Origin of the sequence: Photobacterium frigidiphilum (genome assembly GCF_003025615.1) — a bacterium.
Lineage (GTDB): Bacteria > Pseudomonadota > Gammaproteobacteria > Enterobacterales > Vibrionaceae > Photobacterium > Photobacterium frigidiphilum.
Window position 1 is genome coordinate 64861 of sequence record NZ_PYMJ01000007.1, and the last position, 15511, is coordinate 80371.

Here is a 15511-nt window from a genome sequence, read left to right on the forward strand (position 1 = left end):
GAGTCATAATGACTATTCGTATTAACTTAGATGTGATGATGGCAAAACGGAAAATGCGCTTAAAGACCTTAGCGCAGCTGGTAGAAATTACCGAAGCCAACTTATCTGTATTAAAAAACGGAAAAGCGAAAGCCGTCCGTTTCTCGACACTCGCTAAATTATGTGAGGTATTAGAATGTCAGCCTGGTGATATTCTAGAATTCGAAGCCAATAGCAACGAACAACAACGCTAGCGGTAATCTTGAAAGCTAAAAATACTAAAGCCCACATAACCGATTAAAACATGGGTTATGTGGGCTTTTCTTTTTGATTAAGTGTTATCGCAAAAAACTACGAACGCACGACAACCACGGGATAGTCATCCAGCTGAATGATTTGGGACTTCACGTTAAACAAGTCTTTGATCAACTGCTCATCAATAATATGCGTCGGTTCACCATACGCAAAAAGTCGTCCGTCGTGTAATGCTGCCACTTTATCAGAATATTGAATAGCAAGATTCAAATCATGTACCACCATTAAAGCGCACGCTGAATACTGGCGAGTATACGCTTTTACATACTCAAGCAATTTAAGCTGGTTACTCATATCCAGTGCAGACGTCGGTTCATCTAATATCAACACCTTGGGTTTATTAATAACCGCTTGCGCTAAGCCTACCATTTGGCTTTCACCTCCTGATAACTCAGTACAAATTTTATTCGCTAAATGAATAATGCCAATACTGTGTAATAAGGCTAATGCTTTTTCTGCACTATCGGCCTTGGTAAATAATGAACTTGATCCAACATGCATCGTAGTAATAAGTAATTCGACAACACTGATACTTGCGGTAATACGGTGGTCTTGCGGCAGATAACCAATTTCATCAAGAACCAACGGCTTGCCAGCCAAGGTAATCAAATGAGGATCAAACCGGATCAGCTTGGTCATCTGTTTAAGCACCGTCGACTTCCCTGCCCCATTCTTACCAATTAACGAGACCATTTCACCTGCATAAATTTCTGGAATTGTTAGGTCATTCAACACGCGGTTACCGCCAAACGACACCGAGAGATTACTAATTTTAAGCGCCATTAGAACTTACCGCCCTTTTTCACAATTAGGAAAATAAAGAACGGTATACCCACCATCGACATCACAACGGTTAAAGGCAGAATAATACCCGGCATAATTGATTTACTGGCAATAGAGGCCAGCTCTAATAAGACCGCCCCCAGCAAGAAAGAGGCTGGTAAGAAATAACGCTGATCTTCACCTAATATCATGCGGGCAATATGCGGTGCAACCAACCCAACAAAACCCACAGCACCAACAAAAGAAACCGAAAGAGATGTAATAACAGATACTAATAATAAGGTTTTAACACGCAACCGATTAACATTGATGCCCATTGATTCTGCACGTTCTTGACCAATTTTAAGCGTCGACAACTTCCATGAATCTTTCATCATAATGGCAAGAACAATGGGTAATAGAATAGCGAGAATCGTGATTTTTTCCCAGCTACCACGATCTAATGATCCCATTTGCCAAAACACTAATGTTTGCAGCTGCGTTTCTGTTGCGATGTATTGCATCATAGTTAGCATGCTGTCGTAGGCAAACATGATTGCCACACCAAATAGCATTACACCTTCTATCGACACACGTTTTAAAGAAGATACGCCAGCAATCATGAATGTCGTTAGCAAGCACATGATGAATGCCATGAATGCCACTTGGTATTCGACTGGAATGAATGGAATAGCAATCACATTGGTAATGACGAGGGAGGCTCCAAAACCAGCAGCAGCAGACACACCAAACGTATAAGGATCCGCAAGTGGATTATTCAGCGTGGTTTGCATTTGCGCCCCGGCTAATGCTAAAGCCCCGCCAACCAAAGGTGCCATCAAAGACATTGGCATACGAATATCCCAAATAATGATACGGCTGGCAATATCACTCGACGACGGATGAAAAATACCATTCAAGACTTGATCAAGGGTTAAACCTTGCGATCCAATAAGAATATCTGCGATTAAACAAATAATGCTCATAACAAAGAAGACTGCCAAGGCAATCTTCTTTTTCTGGTTACGAGCACGATGAGCGGTTAACTCAAGTGCAATAGAACTCACTTCTTCATTGCCTCGAAGTTATTTTGGCCAAATACACCTGTCGCTTTACGATTCGCAAACTTCAGGTTCATTTCTTCAAATGTTTTGTCTGGGTTCAGATCTTTAAACTGTTCCGGGTGAACCCATTTAGCAAAATATTCCATTGCGACTAAATTGTATGGTGAGTTGTAGAAAGGCATATAAATTGAGTACACGTTCTTATTCTGGTAAGCATTTATGGCCTTTAACCATGAACGGTCCATCAATTTGCTTGTGGCTTTGCTAATTGCAGCCTGATTTAAAGGGGCATAACCAAATGGAACACCGCTCGTTACATTCCCTTTTTTATCAATCCAACCCGTTGTTTGCATGATGTATACATCAGGCTGAGCACTGATCACACTTTCTGGTGACATCTGCCCTGTAATCGCGCCTTTAAGCGGCTTATCTGCAATGTTTGTTGCTTTTAAATAAGGGATATATGCACCCATATTACCGGTCGCAAATGTTTGGCAACAAGAACCGTCATAACCTGCCGCACGCTCGATGAACACACGCTTGTTGAGTTCTGACACCGGTAATGTTGCAACAACATCCGTTAAGTTTTTCACATGCTGTTGATAATAATCTGCAAATGCTTTGCCCTGCTCTTCTTTACCCAGTGCTTTCGCTAACGTTGTAACAGATCTTACAGTATTTTTTACAGGGTCTTCACGGAAATCAATGGCAATAACCTTAATGCCTAACTTGTCTAATTTAGCAATAAGCCCCTTTTCTTCTGCTAGTTTTATATTGGAAATATCGACAACAAAAAGATCCGGTCGGTTCTTCATATTAATAAAGCGTTCGGTATCAAATTCACCTGATTTAATTTTTCCAATATGTGGAACGTCTTTAAGCTGTGGGAAATCTTTAATGTAATTGGCGTACATGCTTGGTGCAGAAAGACGCATATCATCACGCCAAGCAACAAGATGGTCAGCAGCTTCTTGCTGATAAATAATTTCTAGTAATGGAAAAACACGACCTGTCGATAAAGCTATATTTTCAGGTTGTGATTCAATCGTAACCTGACGACCAGAAACATCAGTAACAGTGACGGGAAATTGAGCAGCAATTGACGAAAATGATAATAGTGCCGATGAGAGACAAAGTAATTTAAACGCGTTTTTCATACTATTTAACAACAAGAGAGATATTTAATGCCAATACTAATGATAATAATTATCAGTTTAAATATCGTTAATTGGAGTATTAGCTTGCAGTTTTGTCAAATAATCCTTAGTTATATTATGGGTTTTAGTTAGAGGTAGAGCCAGATCCTAGTGCAGGTGTACTTAAGCTAGATAACAAAGAATTTCATCTACCGAGGGCTTTACAGCGCCACAACGATGAAATCGAACCATGGAGCCGTCTGCTGGGTAAAATACAGCGAGCCTCTGCTTAACACTATGACGGGAAAGTAATCCATTTTAGGCTCTGTTCATTACCAAAAACACTAATCGTGTGTCCAGCAGAACATTTGTAACAAACATACGCTTATTCTAATCAATATAATTTTCAACATAAGCTCTAATTATTGAATAAGCGCATTCTAGACTAGTTAAGAGTTAATCGAGATCATAACTCTGAGATCGCTTGTTTCACCTTTTGAGCAACCGCAGGGGTTAGCCATGCAGACCATTTCGATTCATTTTCAAGAAAGAAATGCTCCATTGCATAATCCCCATCGGCTTGGTTATCTTCCATCCATGCTAGTAGTTTATTCATCTCCGCATTTTTAAACGAACGTTGCGTGAGATAGGTTACGATCTCTGGTGCACGCTCAGCAAACGCAGCAGTCACTAAAGTATCAACAGGTGATGCGGGATACATCGTCGGCTTAGGGTCTCTACACTCTTCACGGGTAGTGCAATTACTGAATTCGTCTGCATCGATACCGCTACCAAAATCAACTTTAACCATATCATACTTCCCTAAAACCGCGGTTGGAGCCCAGTAATAACCAAACCAAGGTTCTTCGCGGTCATTGGCTTTTGCTATAGAACCTGTAAGCCCCGCACTTGAACCTGGATCTATTACATCAAAACCTACGTCACCTAATCCCAAAGCATCGAATAGATTTTGAGATGAAATTGCACAATTCCACCCAGAAGGACACCCAACAAATGCAAATTTTTCAGGATCTTCTGGATGAGTAAATAGTTTACTATTGGCTTTTATTCCTGCAATCGTCGCCAGTGTGGGATCTTTTTCAACCATGTATGCTGGAACCCAAAACCCTTCTTCTCCCCCTTCAGATAAGCTATGGCCTGCATAGGCTAACAGTCCATCACGTACCCCTTTATCAAGTACTGGCTTTATTGCATTGCTCCACATTTCAGGGGCTATATCCGGCTTACCTTTTTCGATCATTGAGGTTCCTGTCGGCGTAGTTTCCCCAGGCACTAAATCGACGTCACAACCAAATCCATGAGTAAGGATAAATTTATCGATATTGGCTATGATAGTCGCGGAATTCCAGTTCATATCTGCAATAGTAACCTGACCACATTCACTGGCCATTAAAGGTGATGCAAATGAAGATAAAATGAGTGTTGCTGTAAGCATTTTACGCATAGTTTATCCTTAAACTAATAGGTGTGTTTTTTAGCCAAAAGAACCAATAAAATAAATATTTTCTGTATTAATTTAACGTAATTGAAAGTCAATATATTACAAAAACAAACAGACCTCGATTAACAATCAACAAGTTACACTACGCATCAATGAGTTAACATGCAAATGATGAGCATATAAACACACCTCGCCGAATTAAATTTAAAGATATAAAATGTCTTATTTAACAGTATTTATGCACTGGACAAGATATAGGCATCGAAACAAATACAATACATAGCAAATACACCGTAATATTAAATATAAGTTATATGTCGCAAATTTGAACACTGACTTAATTAGACAGACATTCGATGACGGGCTCTCTGCGGGAATGGTCTCAGTCTTACTGCAAATGAATGTGGTAATCGGCTTATTTTGGGGATGGCGATCTTGATCCAGCCTTCAGTATTATGATGAGTGCCCATCTTGAATACTGCAGCGGTTGCCGCCAACGTATAAATGAACTTGAAACTAGTAATACACAAGTACTGGAATCAATACCAGCTGAGCCTTTGACCAATGATCTTACCGCTATGTTAAACCAAATACTTAGTCAGCCAGTAGAGTCACTAAACTTAGAGGTAGAGCCAGATATTAGTTCAAGTGTACTCAAAGTTCTACTTGATCACTACAGGCGCGACCCTAAGCGACAATAGGTATAATGCGATAATAACTGTAGTGACAAGTAAAGAAAATACCACCGTAATTTGAATATGCTAATTCAATCAAAAAACAAATTATTCCCAGTAGGGATAGTCACTCTTAGCATAAGTGAAAGTGTAACATTGATCGCATAATAAAGATAAACAATGAAACAAAAACCACCTTCATGTGACTGTAATCACACTGATTTTTTAGTGTGTCATGTATTATTTGCGCAATTACTCTAAATGGTACGCCATACACATGAAAACTTTTTCTACCCTTGCTTTAGTTGTCAGTGCAGCTCTTCTTGCTGGTTGTAACGATACAGATTACGTTCAGCCAATCGAAGTAAAAATAGCGACATACAATCTTTCATTTGACCGTGATACATTCGAAGAACTTGTTGCTGAGATGCAAATTACACCAGCAAAACAAACAGAACTCGTTACAGCTTACTTAGACGGTACAATTGATAATGATAATGACAAACTGACAGCAGAAAAAGTTATTCAAATTCGTAATGTTGCTGCTGTTATCCAGAAAAATCGTCCTAATGTTCTTATGATGGCTGAATACAACAACGATGGTACTGGTGAAGACAAAGCTGCGCTAATTGGATTCCAAGATAACTACTTATCTATCGCTCAAAGCATCGATGGTGCTGGTGGTGAAGCGAATCTTGAACCAATTACATTTCCTCACGTTGAGTCTTACTCTACAAACACAGGTCTAGCCAGCGGTCTTGATTTAGACAATAACGGTACAATTGGAGGTCTAGGCGACGATTGGGGCTTTGGTCAGTTCCATGGTAAATATGCGTTCGCGTTGATGTCGCAGTACGAAATTGATACTGATAACACGCGTTCTTTCCAAACATTTAAATGGAAAGATCTCGAAGGCTCAGAGATTCCGACTATCACTATTTGTGACGACCCAGCTAAAATTCCAACTAGCATGAGCTGTGGTGATGAATGGTATTCCGCTGAAGAGTGGAAACAAGTTCGCCTTTCTTCAAAGAACCACGTAGATGCACCGATCATCATTCCAACAGAGAATGGTGAGGAAGTCGTTCACCTTCTAATGTCTCACCCTACACCACCAGTATTCGATACAGGCAAAAACAAAGCTCAAAATGCTGCAGAAGTTAAATTCTGGAATCAATATATTCAAGGTAAAGAATTTTTTTACGATGATGCTGGTCAGAACGGTGGATTAGCCAATGATGCTAAATTCGTTATCATGGGTGACCAAAACCTAGATCCAGTTGCTGGTGATGGTATAAGTGATGTGATGCAAACACTTCATCGTGACCCACTAGTAAATCAGAACGTGATGAACGGTGAATTGTACCCTACCAGCTACGGTGCTTCAGAACACGCAGTAGATCAATCACTGACTCACCCTAAACCAAATCGTATCTCATCGACATTTGGTCTTGGCGTAGACTACGCAATTCCATCTGCAAACCTGAATATAGTTGATACTGGCGTTTATTGGTCTGCGTCTTACGAAGAAGGTCGTAAACTGTTTAACGATACTCGTATCGGTGCAGGCGGCGATGGTAAATCTGTATCTTCAGACCACCGTATGGTTTGGATCAAAGCTAAATTCTAATACCTAGTAGTACTTAATGCGCGGAAGGACAATACGATAAAATCTTATTGTCCTTTTTTACTCAAAATAAAACCAAACCTTAACGGTATACCGTTAATAGTCGATGACTATTTTTTAGAAACCTTTAAGGCAATATTTCCTACATGCCGCTTTTTTAATTACAGATACAATCAAGTGTATTCTTAAGTTCTTTGTCGTAGTTATCTACCCAAGCGTAACGTTCACGGTACATTTTACGCTTTGGACGCTTGATATCTTCCATAGCCTTGCGTTCAGATTTAATAGGCAGCACATAGAAATAATCATTATGGGGTTCACCATTATGCTCACTCCACAGACGATCATAATCAAGGTTAATCTCTTTGCTCTTTTTGCCATAACGCTTGGCAGTATATATATGTGCTGAATTCTTTACGGCATAAATATTATTTATGCTCAAATTCGCAGCGAGTAAACGTAATGTTTCGACCATGAATGATTTGGGACGCAAACCATAAATTGTTTTGGTGAATAATTTACTGAAACCATTATCGTTAGCGCCACCTTGCATACAGCCAATATAAATATCATTGTCGACAACGGTAAACGCAAGCACGTAATATTTATTATATTTAGAGTCTGTAAGCGTAAGTGTAAGCTCCCCCTCTTTTCTTGAATTTCTATCAAAGCTTAGGTTAATTAAATAATCTTGTTCGCCAATTTCTAGTTTATAAATGGTTAGTACGTCATCATATATTTTATGACGAGCATCAGTTGAGAATTTGTGTTCAAACCAGTCATAGTGCTTGATTAAGATATCAATAATTTCTTGTTTACTTAAGCCGTTACGTAAATAAGGAGTGATGCATTTGGTTACGAAATTTGGCTGTTTTTTAAAGAGCATTTTTCGTTCATCATGAGCAAAATTCTCATCCATTTTTTTTATATAGGGATAATGTAATAAAGTTCGAGTGATGAACTTAACTATAGCTTTTTTCTTTCCGCTATTTTTATGACTATTGGCTTCAAGAGCCATACTAATTATATTCATGGTAAAACATTTATGGTGACTACATATAAAAAGATTATACACGCAATAGAACAGCGTACAAAATAATAATGTAGATCAACTTAAATTATAACTTTAGAATTATATTTGTATGAACACGCCACCAATTAAAAACAAATACTTTAAAATCAAATGCTTACGCGAATTAAATTGATGTACTCTCGTTGAAATAAATACTTTTTCAACCCTAAAAAAACACTGTAAACTAAGATCCCATTATTGTATCGTGGCTTTATAATTACCGAGATGATTTTTATAAGCCTTATCAACCGAGGATTAGTCAACACTGGCGATTTTATCTTCAATCACAAATAAAGGACTCAATGTTACCGTGAAAACCAGCGCTTCATTGCTTAACGTTAACCACCATCAATCACAATACGTATTCTTACCAACAGTACGGCAAGTGGCTGACTTGCGGTTACCTTGTGAATCTGTTCTTGTCTCAAACTTAGTGCTTGATTTTTGGTTACTGACAAACCCCTTTTTTTCCTTTGTATCCACCTTATTAGTTTGGCTCTCATACTTAGTGTAGGTTGAACCATCACTGCAATGGGTTTGCTTCATTGAACCAGCCCCATAGGTAGTGCAATTAATAGCATGGACTGAAAACGACATGCATACGAATACTGCAATAATGAGTAGACTTTTCATCACTCCTCCTTAGCACGCAAACCTAATTCTTGCCCATACTCTTCCAACTGAACGCGCAGTATTTGATCAAGTTTGTTGACTTGTGCCTTATACCAATAAACCAGTAATACATTACTCTTGTTAGTATGGATGATAAGCGCTTCACTTTCTGAGTTTGTACAGCAAGAAGAAAGACTTGATGTGTTGAATATTTTTAAACAGTCGTCATAAACATGGTTCCAATCATCTTCTATCACCTGTAAAGTACGCAAAACATTACTATAGAGGCGCTAATCCTCTCTTGTTCAACGGTAATGATCCAAACAGATTTAAGCTGCCTACTTTCTACATCATTAGATGACAAAACAGCACTATGCTGTATAAAGCGGGTGGATTTGCTAAATAAGAAAGAGTACTGAACAGATGAAAAATGAACATGATGTAATTGATAGCCTAGAAGAACTAGAACGTTTTCTACTGACTATTGAAAATGGTGGTCTGGGTTTAAAAGACGTTGCAGGTGTAGGCATGGCAACCAATAACACTGATGGCCGCCCTTTCGTTGCGGTATTCGATAATAACCAGAAACTTATTCTTGCACAGTGGATTTCTCAAGACGTTTATGAAAACGGTAAAGATCTTGTTCGTAATGGCCCACAGCGTAAGCATTAAAGCCTTCTTGCTCTAATACCAAGAACCATCGTCGATTAAAACGCCACCAATTACCATTATTACTCGTAATTGATGGCGTTTTTTATGAACAATAGAATCTAGTAATTACAACTTTGTAGTACTTAGTCATTAATTCAGCAAGATAGGTTTAATTCAGCGCAACACCCTTCACTTAGGTTTTCTGTTAGCGAGAACGTCCAACCATAGCTATCACATAATCGCTTCACAATTAGCAATCCAAGCCCATGTTCAGTACCTGCCTCTTCATTAAGCCCACAGCCTGAATCTATAACCTTTATGCGATTGCTTGTGACCACAACCTCGATTTTGCCTTGCTCTGTGAATCGTATAGCATTGTCTAAAAGGTTTTTTAAGACCATATCAAATACGGCTGGAGGTAAATTGATCTGTGTATCAGGCTCAACCGAAAGCAAAATCTGTACCCCTGCATTCAGTTTTTTATAGTATTTATCAAGACTAATATCTTGCGAGCATATCGGGCGTAGTTGATGCGCATCTCGCACGTTTTCTTGTTTCACTATGCTTAGCAGCACTTCAACCGTAGCTTGCATGTTATTTGCTGCAATTAAAATCCGTTCTCTTTGCTTACTCTGAAAATCAGGATCGTCTTTCATTGCCTGAAGACTAGCAGCACCAAGCACCACAGCGATCGGCGTTTTCAGCTCATGACTCGCGTACTTTGCAAACATCATCTCTTGCTTTGCTAGCCGCTCTTTCATCTGTTTATACGTATTTAAGTGGTGTTTAAGCGCCTTAATTTCATCAATTGAACGTTCTGACACATGGAAATCTTCTTCTTTATTTGCTGTTAATTGCTCACACAGTTCTGAAACAGGAGACATCAAACCATCAAAAAGCCGATGAAGAGAAAAACGCAGAAATGCAATAAGAAAAGCCATTAGTCCAAATGAAATTAACATAAGGATATTCCAGCTATCGTCACCAAATTCAATATCTCGGCTGCCTATAACCAAGTAAAGAGGAACACGTGCGCCCGATGACTCAACGAAGGGGGCGTAGTATACCATGAACCCATCTTCACTAAAGACGCGAAACCGTGTCACAACACCCTCTTCATAAGGTAATAGGCTCTTCAATTCTTTATCTAATGCCGCTTCACTATAATAAGCGCGAACATAAGGACCAAGCTGGGAGAAATCATCTTTTACTAATATAAAATGATCTTTTGCAATGCTTTCAAACGATCTCAAATGGCGTTCTAATTGGGTATTTTCATTGAATATTAAGTACAATGAGAAAGAGAAGAACACCAACGAAGAAGACGTTAATGCAATCACCGAGAATACAAAAATCAATCTTGATTTAACATCGAAAATCGAATTACCCAACGGTTTTCGAAATATCAGTTTTCTAAGCCATTTCATTTATGCTTCCAGCCTAAAACCAAATTTCGGCACTGTAATTAACATCGGCTTTTTAAAAGGCTTATCTAGTACATTGCGCAGTAGATAGATGTGGCTACGCAAAACATCTTTGTCAGGCACATCTTCTCCCCATATTTCATGAATCAAGACATCACGAGAAACCATTTCTGGCGCTGTTTTCGTCAGTTTCACTAAGATTTGATACATTACAGGGGTTACTAGCAGTTGCTTCCCTTCTCGCATTACCTTATGTGAACGCTGATCAATAATGAGCGAGCCAAACTGAATAAGCGAGCTTGCCACGTCGCCACGATAACGCTTAATCAATGCACTTAACCGTACTTCAAGTTCTGGAAAATTAAACGGTTTAGAGACAAAGTCATCTATACCTCGTTCAAACCCTTTTAACAGATCTTCACGGCCATTGAGCGCTGTTAACATTAAAATTGGTGTTGTACAGCCATTCTCTCGGAGTTCTTTCGCGACTTGCATACCGTCTTTTTTGGGCATCATTACATCAAGAATAATGGCGTCAAAATCATTTTCGAGCGCCAATTTAAGTCCTAATTCTCCATTATCGGCAAAATCGACCTCAGCACCTTTTACTTCAAGAAAATCGGCAAGAATACCTTGTAGTTCCTCGTTATCTTCAACAACTAAAACCTGTTTATTCTCAAGCATCGCCAGTATCTCGCATTACATTGTTATCTTTCACTATCCTAGCAATTTTTTGTCAAATTAATGTCGAATCACTTCATATTTATTGTGTCGTCTTTCTTTTATCGTGTTTTTTGTTGTATAGCATTCGACAAAAACTCGACATTATTTTTCGCACAATAGGGTCAGTTGATCTAATGAGAATATAACAATGAAAAAGAATCTACTGACCTTAGGTTTATTTGGCACATTGCTTTCACAGCCAGTATTAGCCTTAGACCTTATTGGGCACACAAAGAGTAAAAATCCTCTCAATGTGGTATCTGAAATAAGTGGCACTATCGAGTCTGTCGGTATTGAAACAGGCGAGCAGATTAAATTAGGAACCATTCTCGCCACGATTAAAGCACAAGATTTTGAGCTTGAAGTAAACAAACAAAAAGCCAATCTCGACCTTGCACAAGCCGACCTTAAAATAAAAAAATCACTGTATGGTCGTTACCAAGAGCTACGTAAAAAGAACAGTTTATCGCAAAATGAGCTTGATATTTCTGCAGCAGATTATGACAGTGCAACAGCTAAAGTGGTTCTAGCAAAAATTGAGTTAAAAAAAGCACAACTTGATCTGGAAAGCACCCATATTAACTCCGCAATTAATGGCTATGTAGTAAGCCGTTCCGTTGAAAATGGCGCATGGGTGAATCAAGGGGATTTACTCTACCAAATTGTGAATATTGATATTCTTAACGTACGTCTTCTTGCCAGTGAATTTGATATTGGTGAACTACATGTGGGTCAAGATATAGAAATATGGTCTGAAGCTAATCCACAATTAAAAGTGCGTTCAGTCATCAAACGGATTGGAGTAGAGATCGATCCTGAAAGCTTTGCTTACCCGATAGAGGTTGAAATCAAAAACCCAGAACATATTTTCAAACCGGGAATGTCGATTCATGCTTCAACTCAAGTCTCTAGCTTAACCCCTGTTATTACACAATCTGATAATTTATTGGTATCTCAATGAACGGCTTTATTGCTTATTTTGCCCAGCGTAGTTTTCTCGCACGTATCATGACCACCATGGTGTTATTGGTGGGGGCAGCTTCACTCAGCACTCTTAAACTCCAAGAATTACCTGATATCGCATTTGAAGAAGTTGAGATTACCACTCAATACCCCGGTGCGACCGCGCAAGATGTGGAAGTCAACATTACCAATTTGATCGAGAAAGAGATCAAACCTGTCGAAGGAATTCGAAAGTTTACCTCGCAATCTTCTGATGGTTTATCTGCAATCTCTATTGAAATGGATGAATCTGCAGATACGGCAAAAGTGTTACGTGATATCCAACAAGCAGTTGATCGCGTAAATGGATTGCCGAAAGATGTTACTAACCCACCACTTGTGGTGCAACGTGGTACCGCTTCATTTGAAGTACTCACATTCGGGGTAAGTCACCAAGGCGATTATAGTGAACTGCAATCTTATGCCCGTCAGTTAGAGAAGACGCTAAAGAGCGTATCGGGAGTCGGTACCATCAGCATGACAGGATTCAATGAACGTGAATTCTGGATTGAAATCGATCCGATCAAAGTCAGCCGCTATAAATTAACCTTTGATGAAGTGATCTATGCGGTGAATAACCGTAATTTATCGTTATCTGGCGGGATGGTTGAATCTTGGAACAGCGACCAAAAAATAGTCACCATGACACAGGTGAAGTCGATTGAAGAGTTAGCACAAACAGTGATTAAAGTGCTTCCTACTGGTGGGCTTATTCGTCTAGCAGACATTGCTAAAGTCGTCGATACCTTCGAAAAAGCCTCTCAAGAAGGGGTTATTAATGGTGAACCTGCCATTCTATTCAGTATTACTAAGGGTTCAAACGCCGATATTATTGCAACCATCGATAATATAAAAACACTGATTGAAAACGAAAAATCTCGCATCGGTGATACCTTCACATTCAGCTATGGACTCAATTTAGCCGATGACATGAGCGACAAGTTTTCTATTGTTTCAACCAATGGTGGCATCGGTCTTATACTTGTATTAGCTGTATTAAGTATGATTTTGAAACGCCAAATCGCTTTTTGGGTATCCGTTTCTATTCCATTTTGTGTACTTGGGGTAATGGCTGTTCTACCAATACTTGGCATGAACCTTGATAGCATAACGTTGGCAGCATTGTTACTGGTGATAGGCATCATCGTAGATGATTCAGTGATTGTTGCCGAAAGTATCTACCAAGAGAAAGAAAGTGGTAAAAGTGCACTAGAAGCTGCGGTTATTGGTACACAAAAAGTCATTAAGCCCATTATTGCCAGTTTAACAACAACCGCTTTGGTGTTCATTCCCATGTTCTTTATTCCCGGTACTATGGGCAAAGCGATTGTTGTTATTCCTATTACGGTGATTATCGCGCTGTTATTTTCTTTGGCTGAGTGTACGTATACCCTGCCCGCGCACCTTGCAAATTCACTTAATAAAACAGAAGTAAAACCCAAAACATCTGATTACTTTCAGTCAATAACAAATGCTTATACTAACTTACTCACACGGTGCTTACAGTTCAAAAAAAGCGTATTAGTGATCGCCGTTATTATGCTTGCTGTCGGCGTTGGGTTAGTGACCAATCTAAAGCTTGATATCTTTCCGTCAGAGTCGGCAAAGTACATTGAAGTCTACACAGAAGTTCAACCCGGTACGCCACTGAATAAAGTGCGTGAAGCGCATGCTCTACTTGAAAAAACGATTACGGCACTGCCTAAAAATGAGCTGAAAAGTTATGAACTCACATACAGTAGCCCTGTAAGTACCGGATTAATTGTCTTAACTAACTTTGAAAGCCGAGAGCGCACTGCAGATTCGATCATCAAAGATCTGAACAATAAACTTAAAAATGTAAAAGAGCTGTCATTTGTAAAGTTATCTGTCGATGCTGGTGGCCCTCCACCTGGTGAGCCTGTTGAAGTGCGGGTAATGAACGGTACACCGCAAGAACGTAATGACGCAGTATCGTTAGTAACAGATTGGCTTAATACACAGAAAGGATTAGATAAGATCACCCATAACGAGGCTTTAAAAGATCCTCAGTTACAGATCATTCCTCAATATGAATGGCTAGCACGTTATAACCTTACCGTGGCTGATTTAGCATCAACATTGCGCATCGCTTTTGAAGGTGACACGGTAACGTCAACATGGCTGGGCGATCAAGAAATAGACTTACGTGTCATTCTAAATGAAGATTATCGAACCATTGAAAGGCTCGCCACAACGAAAATCTACACCGCAGATGGTGTGCAAGTACCACTAAGCCGCCTTGCTAAAGTGGAACATATTGAGGCTCCGCGTTTAATCCAACATTACAACGGCGATCGTGAAGTTACAGTAACAGCCCAGATAACCGATGAGACACTCAGTTCAGTCGCATTAAGTGAAACCATGCTTACTGAGCTACAAAGTCAATTACCCTCACAGGTATCTATTGAAATTGGTGGCGAAGCAGAAAGTACCAACGAAACCATGAGTGGATTTGTCGTCGCTTTTCCAGCTGCAATCATTGGTATCTACTTTGTGCTGGCTATAATGTTTAACTCGCTATTGCAGCCATTATTGATCATGGTTGTTATTCCATTCGCGGTAATCGCAGCGTTAATGGCATTATTTGTTCACATGCAACCAATATCTCTGTTCGCTCTGATTGGCGTGCTTGGTATGACCGGGGTTGTTGTGAATAACTCACTGGTGTTGATTAACCGAATAAATGAGCTGATTAGTGAAGGCAAAGACACCTTGCACGCCATAATGGAAGCATCGGCAAGTCGTTTAAGACCGATTCTTCTTACATCCCTAACTACAGTCGTTGGTCTACTACCACTCGCATATGGCTTTGGCGGAACCGATGTGTATATGGGCCCTATGTCTTTAACACTCGGTTATGGATTACTCTTTTCACTACCCGTTGTTCTAATTGTTATTCCATGTCTATATTTGACATTCTTTAATCGAAAAGTCACGGTTACCGATTAGGTTTATATCTCACGTTAATAAATAGCCCGTTCCGTTGA

13 protein-coding genes are annotated in these 15511 nt (G+C 39.4%); 5 read left to right on the plus strand and 8 right to left on the minus strand.

All coding sequences use genetic code 11. From position 1 onward, the window contains the following. The first annotated feature begins 8 nt into the window (after window positions 1–8). On the plus strand, window positions 9–233 hold the full coding sequence (locus C9J12_RS08995) for a helix-turn-helix domain-containing protein (RefSeq protein ID WP_107242396.1): 225 nt from the start codon (window positions 9–11) through the stop codon (window positions 231–233). Window positions 234–330: 97 nt separating this feature from the next. On the opposite strand, the gene C9J12_RS09000 is transcribed toward C9J12_RS08995, so the two are convergent. The 4 genes from C9J12_RS09000 to C9J12_RS09020 all read right to left on the minus strand — a co-directional run bounded on the left by C9J12_RS09000 (window position 331) and on the right by C9J12_RS09020 (window position 4721). After that, a complete protein-coding gene (locus tag C9J12_RS09000) occupies window positions 331–1077 on the minus strand; it encodes an ABC transporter ATP-binding protein (protein ID WP_107242397.1) in 747 nt (248 codons plus the stop codon). Next, window positions 1077–2123 carry a FecCD family ABC transporter permease gene (locus C9J12_RS09005; RefSeq protein WP_107242398.1) on the minus strand — a complete coding sequence of 349 codons (1047 nt, stop codon included), beginning with the start codon at window positions 2121–2123 and terminating at the stop codon, window positions 1077–1079. Before C9J12_RS09005 ends, C9J12_RS09000 begins: the two co-directional genes overlap by 1 nt. Beyond that, window positions 2120–3277, minus strand: coding sequence for an ABC transporter substrate-binding protein (locus tag C9J12_RS09010; RefSeq protein WP_107242399.1), 1158 nt, complete (start codon window positions 3275–3277; stop codon window positions 2120–2122). The genes C9J12_RS09005 and C9J12_RS09010 overlap by 4 nt, the downstream gene beginning before the upstream one ends. A gap of 445 nt (window positions 3278–3722) precedes the next feature. After that, window positions 3723–4721, minus strand: coding sequence for an ABC transporter substrate-binding protein (locus C9J12_RS09020; RefSeq protein WP_107242400.1), 999 nt, complete (start codon window positions 4719–4721; stop codon window positions 3723–3725). A 948-nt stretch (window positions 4722–5669) separates the two neighbouring features. Between C9J12_RS09020 and C9J12_RS09030 the strand changes: the two genes are divergently transcribed. After that, window positions 5670–7022, plus strand: coding sequence for an endonuclease/exonuclease/phosphatase family protein (locus C9J12_RS09030; RefSeq protein ID WP_170111741.1), 1353 nt, complete (start codon window positions 5670–5672; stop codon window positions 7020–7022). 154 nt (window positions 7023–7176) lie between these two features. On the opposite strand, the gene C9J12_RS09035 is transcribed toward C9J12_RS09030, so the two are convergent. Further along, entirely contained in the window at window positions 7177–8052 is an 876-nt protein-coding gene (locus C9J12_RS09035; RefSeq protein ID WP_107242402.1) for a VirK/YbjX family protein, read from the minus strand. A 387-nt stretch (window positions 8053–8439) separates the two neighbouring features. Continuing rightward, window positions 8440–8724 (minus strand): hypothetical protein, encoded by a 285-nt coding sequence (locus C9J12_RS09040; RefSeq protein ID WP_107242403.1) that lies wholly within the window; start codon window positions 8722–8724, stop codon window positions 8440–8442. 402 nt (window positions 8725–9126) lie between these two features. On the opposite strand from C9J12_RS09040, the gene C9J12_RS09050 reads away from it, so the two are divergent. After that, window positions 9127–9375 carry a hypothetical protein gene (locus C9J12_RS09050; protein WP_107242405.1) on the plus strand — a complete coding sequence of 83 codons (249 nt, stop codon included), beginning with the start codon at window positions 9127–9129 and terminating at the stop codon, window positions 9373–9375. Between the two features lie 134 nt (window positions 9376–9509). Here the strand turns inward: C9J12_RS09050 and C9J12_RS09055 are convergent, their stop codons facing one another. Both C9J12_RS09055 and C9J12_RS09060 read right to left on the minus strand, forming a co-directional pair. Next, window positions 9510–10781: a sensor histidine kinase gene (locus tag C9J12_RS09055; protein WP_107242406.1), complete on the minus strand. Its 1272-nt coding sequence runs from the start codon at window positions 10779–10781 to the stop codon at window positions 9510–9512. Beyond that, window positions 10782–11462, minus strand: a complete 681-nt coding sequence (locus tag C9J12_RS09060; protein ID WP_107242407.1) for a response regulator transcription factor — start codon at window positions 11460–11462, stop codon at window positions 10782–10784. A gap of 187 nt (window positions 11463–11649) precedes the next feature. Here C9J12_RS09060 and C9J12_RS09065 point away from each other — a divergent pair, with 187 nt between their 5' ends. Beyond that, window positions 11650–12462 (plus strand): efflux RND transporter periplasmic adaptor subunit, encoded by an 813-nt coding sequence (locus tag C9J12_RS09065; RefSeq protein WP_107242408.1) that lies wholly within the window; start codon window positions 11650–11652, stop codon window positions 12460–12462. Continuing rightward, on the plus strand, window positions 12459–15473 hold the full coding sequence (locus C9J12_RS09070) for an efflux RND transporter permease subunit (protein WP_107242409.1): 3015 nt from the start codon (window positions 12459–12461) through the stop codon (window positions 15471–15473). The genes C9J12_RS09065 and C9J12_RS09070 overlap by 4 nt, the downstream gene beginning before the upstream one ends. Window positions 15474–15511: the final 38 nt, after the last annotated feature.